This is a genomic window from Kitasatospora sp. NPDC004799 (assembly GCF_040609095.1).
Lineage (GTDB): Bacteria > Actinomycetota > Actinomycetes > Streptomycetales > Streptomycetaceae > Kitasatospora.
Window position 1 is genome coordinate 1 of sequence record NZ_JBEXJK010000484.1, and the last position, 5,959, is coordinate 5,959.

General features: G+C 73.8%; 5 protein-coding genes and 2 pseudogenes. 6 read left to right on the forward strand and 1 reads right to left on the reverse strand.

Features of this window, described 5'->3' with window-relative positions:
• Nucleotides 1-165 (reverse strand): annotated as a pseudogene (locus ABZW03_RS36040) (repressor LexA); the annotation flags it as partial.
• Between ABZW03_RS36040 and ABZW03_RS36045 the strand changes: the two are divergent.
• From ABZW03_RS36045 to ABZW03_RS36070, 6 genes and pseudogenes are all read left to right on the forward strand, one after another.
• Nucleotides 122-697, forward strand: a pseudogene (locus tag ABZW03_RS36045) (ATP-binding cassette domain-containing protein); the annotation flags it as partial. The pseudogenes ABZW03_RS36040 and ABZW03_RS36045 overlap by 44 nt on opposite strands.
• Before the next feature lie 51 nt (nt 698-748).
• Nucleotides 749-2,563 (forward strand): GAF domain-containing protein, encoded by a 1,815-nt coding sequence (locus ABZW03_RS36050; protein ID WP_355268225.1) that lies wholly within the window; start codon nt 749-751, stop codon nt 2,561-2,563.
• Between the two features lie 189 nt (nt 2,564-2,752).
• Complete coding sequence (locus ABZW03_RS36055; RefSeq protein WP_355268228.1) at nt 2,753-3,166, forward strand: hypothetical protein; 414 nt, start codon at nt 2,753-2,755, stop codon at nt 3,164-3,166.
• Entirely contained in the window at nt 3,156-3,560 is a 405-nt protein-coding gene (locus tag ABZW03_RS36060; protein ID WP_355268231.1) for a hypothetical protein, read from the forward strand. The genes ABZW03_RS36055 and ABZW03_RS36060 overlap by 11 nt, the downstream gene beginning before the upstream one ends.
• Before the next feature lie 406 nt (nt 3,561-3,966).
• On the forward strand, nt 3,967-5,010 hold the full coding sequence (locus tag ABZW03_RS36065) for a substrate-binding domain-containing protein (RefSeq protein WP_355268234.1): 1,044 nt from the start codon (nt 3,967-3,969) through the stop codon (nt 5,008-5,010).
• Between the two features lie 216 nt (nt 5,011-5,226).
• Nucleotides 5,227-5,826 (forward strand): hypothetical protein, encoded by a 600-nt coding sequence (locus ABZW03_RS36070; protein ID WP_355268237.1) that lies wholly within the window; start codon nt 5,227-5,229, stop codon nt 5,824-5,826.
• Nucleotides 5,827-5,959: the final 133 nt, after the last annotated feature.

Sequence of the window (5,959 nt, forward strand, 5' to 3'; positions counted from 1 at the left end):
GACGGCCTGGCCGATCTCGCGCATGGACGGCGGGTAGCCGCGGCGCTGGACGGAATCCCGGATGACCTCGATCACCCGGCGCTGGCGCTCGGTGACCTTCGCCGACGGCCGTCCACAGGCTGTGGAAAGCCGCGCGCTGGCGGGCGAGTCCGTCCGCCGGGTGATCGGGCTCTGCGCCCAGGACGCCCACGTGTTCGACAGCTCGCTGCGGGAGAACCTGCGGCTGGCCCGGCCCGGAGCGGCGGAGGACGAGCTGCGCGCCGCGCTGGCCGCCGCCCGGCTGCTGGAGTGGACCGAGAGCCTGCCGGACGGCCTGGACACCATGGTCGGCGAGCACGGCGCCCGGCTCTCCGGCGGCCAGCGCCAGCGGCTGGCGCTCGCCCGGGCGCTGCTCGCGGACTTCCCGGTGCTGGTCCTGGACGAGCCCGCCGAGCACCTCGACCTGCCCACCGCCGACGCCCTCACCGCCGACCTGCTGGCCGCCACCGAGGGCCGCACCACCGTGCTGATCACCCACCGGCTGGCCGGGCTGGACGACACCACCGTGGACGAGGTGCTGGTGCTGGACGGCGGCCGGGTGGCCGAGCGGGGCCGCTGGTCGGAGCTGGTCGCCGACCCGGACGGGCGGCTGCACGCGATGTGGCGGCGGGAGCGGGAGGCGGACGGGCTGCTGGAGCCGGTCCCGGCGTCCCGTTAGGCGCGGTCGCGCCAGCCTTCGGCTGAAAAGCGTACAAACTAGGCTTTCTCCATGGACCCCACGCCGGACCTCCCCGAGGCCACTTCCGAGCCGACACCCCACCGGGTGCCCGAGATCGCCTCGCTGGGGCTGGACACCCTGGTCACCGAGGTCGCGGAGCGCCTGCAGTCGGCCGCCGCGGTCACCGACCGGATGCAGCGGCTGCTGGAGGCGGTGGTCTCGATCGGGGCCGGGCTGGACCTGCACGCCACCCTGCACCGGATCGCCCTGGGCGCGGCCGAACTGGTCGACGCCCGGTACGCGGCGCTCGGCGTGATCGCCCCCGGCGGCACCGGGCTGGCCGACTTCATCCACGTCGGGGTCGACGACGAGACCGCCGCCGAGATCGGCGAGCTGCCGGCCGGCCGGGGCGTCCTCGGCGCGCTCATCGACCGCCCCGAGCCGCTGCGGCTGGCCGACCTCGGCGCCGACCCGCGCTCCTCCGGGTTCCCGGCGCACCACCCGCAGATGAGGACCTTCCTGGGCGTGCCGATCCGGGTCCGCGCCGAGGTGTTCGGCAACCTCTACCTCACCGAGAAGAAGGGCGGCGGCGCCTTCACCCCCGAGGACGAACAGGTGGTGCACGCCCTCGCCGCGGCGGCCGGCGTGGCGATCGAGAACTCCCGGCTGTACGAGGAGGGCCGCCGCCGCGAACGCTGGATCGCCGGCGCCGCCGCCGTCACCACCGCCCTGCTCTCCGGCGAGCAGGCCGAGACCGCGCTGACCGTCGCGGCCGAGCAGGTGCGGGAGCTGGCGGACGCCGCGCTCGGCATGATCCTGCTGCCGACCGGCCCGGAGGGCGGCGGCGAGGGCGACGGGCAGATGCGGGTCGCCCACGCCTCCGGCGAGGTGGCCGAGTTCGTCCGCGGCGAGCTGCTGCCGAAGCAGAGCTTCGCGGCCCGGCTGCTCGCGGGGGAGAGCGTCTACCTGGACGACATGTCCAGCGACCCGACGGTGGTGATGCGGCTGGCCCGCCGCTTCGGCCCGTCCATGGCGGTGCCGATGATCGCCGCCGGACGGGTGCTCGGCGGGCTCTGCGTCTGGCGCCCCTGCGGCGCGGTGCCGTTCACCGACGCGGAGAAGCAGCTCGCCGAGACCTTCGCCTCCCAGGCCGCGCTCGCCCTGCGGCTCGCCGAGGGCCAGCGGGACCAGCAGCGCCTGGCCGTCTTCCAGGACCGCGACCGGATCGCCCGCGACCTGCACGACCTGGTGATCCAGCGGCTGTTCGCCACCGGGATGATGCTGGAGAGCGCCGCCCGGCGGGCCGTCGTCCCCGAGGTGAGGGTCGGCATCGGCAAGGCGGTGGACGAGCTGGACGCCACCATCCAGGAGGTCCGCACCACCATCTACGCGCTCCAGCACGACAACCACGGCGACGCGCCGGACACCCTGCGCACCCGGGTGCTGCGGGAGGCCAGCCAGGCCGCGGCCGCGCTCGGCTTCAAGCCCTCGGTGAGCTTCGTCGGGCCGGTGGAGAGCCTGGTCGGCGAGAAGACCGGCCGTCAACTGCTGGCCGCGCTACGGGAGATGCTCTCCAACACGGCCCGGCACGCGCGGGCCTCCCGGGTCGGCGTGGAGATCGACGCGACCACCCACCTGGACGCGGACGGCCGCCCGATGAGCGGTGACCCGGAGTCGCTGGACCGGGGCGGGTGGCCCGGCGTGCTGCTCACCGTGACCGACGACGGGGTGGGCATCCCGGAGGGCGGCCGGCGCAGCGGCCTGCTCAACCTCACCCGGCGCGCCGAGGCGCTGGGCGGCGACGCCTGGCACGAGTGCGGGCCGTACCGGAAGGGCACGATGGTGCGCTGGACCGCCCGGCTCTGAGCGTTTCCGGCGTGTTCCGGCGCCCGTTCCGGACCGCTCCCGACCGGGACGAGTGAAGTTTGAACGAGAGAGAACTTCCCGACCAACAGCGCAAGTTGTGAACGTTCTGGGCTTTCGTGGCCTCTGTGTGCACACATAGCTTTGCTCCGCTCGGAGGGGAATCCGGAGGGCAACCGGACGGAGGGGGCAGTGAACGCTGCCGGCCGCGGTCACACCGCAGCAGGGGCAAGTCGAGGGGGGTTCCGCGCCGAACGGGCGGCGGACGGGCGCTACCGCTGGCAACTGAAGGCGCCCAACGGGCGGGTGGTCGCGATCACCCCGGCCGCGTTCGAGACGGCCGGCGAGGCCGAGCGGGGATTCGACGGCCTGCGCGCCACGGCGGCCGGGCTCACCGCGCGGATCACCCACGTGCGGGAGGGCATCGGATGGATCTGGGTCGTCCCGGGCTCGCGGGCCCTCCCCGAGGTGCGCTCCAGCCGCGCGTACGAGCGGTACGCGACCTGCCAGAACGCCTTCCGGCGGTTCGTGGTGCTGCTCTCCAAGCAGCCGCCGCGCGAACTCCCGGAGCCCGCGGTTCCGTTGAGACGCACCGATGGCCGCTGAGCGGCGCGGTCCGCGGCTGCTGATCGTGCCGGCGGCCGACCGCTGCCTCGGCTGGGTGCTGCGGGCCGCCAACGGGCGGCCGCTCGGGGTCGGTGTGCGCACCTACCGCAGTGAGGACGAACTCGCCGAGTCCGTCCGCGAGTTGCTGATCGAACGGGCCGCGCTGCGCTGTTCGGTCGGGCAGTCCGAAGGGCGCCAGTGGGTCTGGGCCGCCTACCTGCCGGTGCGCAGCACCCGGCCGGGGGCGGCCGACGCCGGCCCGGTGGCCCGCAGCGCGCGCGGGTACCTGCGGCGCGACCAGTGCCAGGCGGGGGTCGACGGGTTCCTGGCCGGGCTGCGGTGGGTGGGGCAGGAGCTGCGGCGCTCCGGCCGGGACGGCCGCCGGCCGCTCTGAGCGGCCGGCCCCCTGAACAACCCTGGAGAGGACGGACCGCCGGACGGCGGGCCGTCCTTCGGCACGTCCGGACGCGGCGCTTCCACCGGGGGCCGCGGTCCGTGCAGTTCCGGTGAAGGCCAGGTTTCCGGCAACACCCCGAGCAGCCTCCTGGAGAAGAACGTCGACCGGGCTCGGAGGCCCGGCGGCGCCCCTGTCGCGTCCACGCTGACCAGTGGCTAAACCTCGCCGAACCGATGAGTCGACATTCCCCGGCCGGCCTCGACCGCTCTTCCGGCGGAACCTCCCCGCCGGACAGGATCGGCACTGCCGGCGAGGCCGCAGCGGACGCGGCCATCCGGCCCCGAACTCCCCGACGGAGTACGGGTTCACGCGATGTACGTCTCTCCCCCGGAGGAAGAGGAACATGCGTAAGACCGCTGCCAAGCTGCTCACCGTCGCCGCGCTGGCGACCTCCCTCGCGACCGTCGCCGGCGGCACCGCGGTGGCCGACCCGGCCGCCGGTGTCACCCCGCGCGCCGTCGACATCGTGGGCGTCGGCTCCGACACGACCCAGTCGCTGCTGAACCAGCTCTCCGCCGACTACAACGCGTCGCTGACCGACCCGAACGCCCCCCGGCTCTACAGCTGGGACGCGATCCCCACCGGCACCATCACCACCAAGACCGGTGCCACCCCGATCACCCGCCCGAACGGCTCCGGCGCCGGCATCAACGCGCTGAACGCCAACACCAGCGCCACCGTGGACTTCGCCCGCTCCTCGCGCGGCCCGGTCGCCACCGACCCGACCACCGACGACTTCGTCGCGCTGGCCAAGGACGCCGTCTCCTGGGCCGCCCCGCAGGGCGGCAACGCCCCGGCGAACCTGACCACGGCGAACCTGAAGGACATCTACACCTGCACGGTCACCAAGTGGAACCAGATCAACGCCTCGCTGCCGGCCACCACGATCAAGCCCTTCCTGCCGCAGACCGGTTCGGGCACCCGCTCCTTCTTCCTGCAGGCCATCGGTGGCGGCACCGCCGTCACCCCGGGCGCCTGCGTGAACAGCAGCGTCCAGGAGAACCAGGGCAGCGACAGCCAGCTGGCCGTCGCCGACGCGCTGGTCCCCTACTCCGTCGCCCACTACATCGGCCAGGTGTACTTCGGCAAGGGCAGCGGCACCGACGTCCAGGGCCCGCTGACCATCCGCAACATCGACGGCACCGTCGGCGGCCCGGTCGACACCGTGAACAAGGTCATCGGCGACAACTTCGCGGCCACCCAGTACTCCCGCGTGGTCTACAACGTCTTCCGCGACGCCGACTTCAACGCCGCCACCACCCGCGGCGCCACCCTGCGCGGCATCTTCGGCGCCGGCGGCTGGCTCTGCACCAACGGCACCGCCGACATCAAGAGCTTCGGCTTCCTGCCGCTGGACTTCGGCTGCGGCAGCATCACCACCTCCTGAACCACCCCGCACTCCCGAACCACCCGCACGTCCTGAACCACCCGTACGTCCTGAACCACCCGCATTGCCCGCACCACCCCGTACCGCCCGCACCACCCCGGCGGCCGTAGGGACTTCGCCCCTGCGGCCGCCGGCCCGGCTCCGGCTCCGTGCCGCCGCGGTCCTCTCCGCCCCGCCGCACGACCGAGCACCTCTCCCTCTCCCAAGGAGTTCAGCATGTCCCGCATCACCGCCCGCCTGGCCGCGACCGGTGCCGCCGTCGTCCTCGCCGTGACCGCCGCGAGCGGGGTGTCCGTCGCCGACACCACCGCCACCGCCACAGCGGCGAGCGGCCAGGCCGTGATCACCGCCGACCTGAACTTCCTGACGGACGCCGCGCTCAACGGCATCCTGGTCGTCCCGCTGCAGCCGGCCGACCCGAACGCCGACCCCGCGACCGGTCTCACCGTGACGCTCCCGGTGACCGGCGGTGCCGCGAACATCCCGTCCTTCTACGGCCACGTGGAGTTCGGCGGCGGCCTGCTCTTCCTGAACCTCCGGACCGGCAAGAGCGTGACCTTCAAGCAGCTCGACTTCACCGTCGCCAGGGGCTACTTCACCGCCGTGCCGAACGGTTCGGACACCCCGGTGCCGCTGCTGGACCCGCGCGGCAGCAACGTGATCAGCCGCACCGGCACCACCCAGTACCTGAAGTCCTCCAGCTTCCAGGTGGACCCGGCCGGCGCGAACTACCTGGACACCAACCTCGGCACCTCGTACTTCACGGGCGGCCAGCAGATCGGCTCGCTGGCGCTGACCTTCACCCCGGCGAGCTGATCCCCGCAGCCCCGGACCGCGGTTCGGCGGGGCCCCGCCCCCGCGGGGGCCCCCCCCCCAGGGGTTGTGCCCAAAACCGGTAGGCGTGGGCGCGGTGGGGTGGGGTTCACCAGGGCGCCCCGGGAACCCCCAG

Bases quoted from the DNA above. Each gene is read 5' to 3' on its own strand.
- ABZW03_RS36050 (WP_355268225.1), top strand. From the start codon at position 749: ATGGACCCCACGCCGGACCTCCCCGAGGCCACTTCCGAGCCGACACCC.
- ABZW03_RS36060 (WP_355268231.1), top strand. From the start codon at position 3,156: ATGGCCGCTGAGCGGCGCGGTCCGCGGCTGCTGATCGTGCCGGCGGCC.
- ABZW03_RS36065 (WP_355268234.1), top strand. From the start codon at position 3,967: ATGCGTAAGACCGCTGCCAAGCTGCTCACCGTCGCCGCGCTGGCGACC.
- ABZW03_RS36070 (WP_355268237.1), top strand. From the start codon at position 5,227: ATGTCCCGCATCACCGCCCGCCTGGCCGCGACCGGTGCCGCCGTCGTC.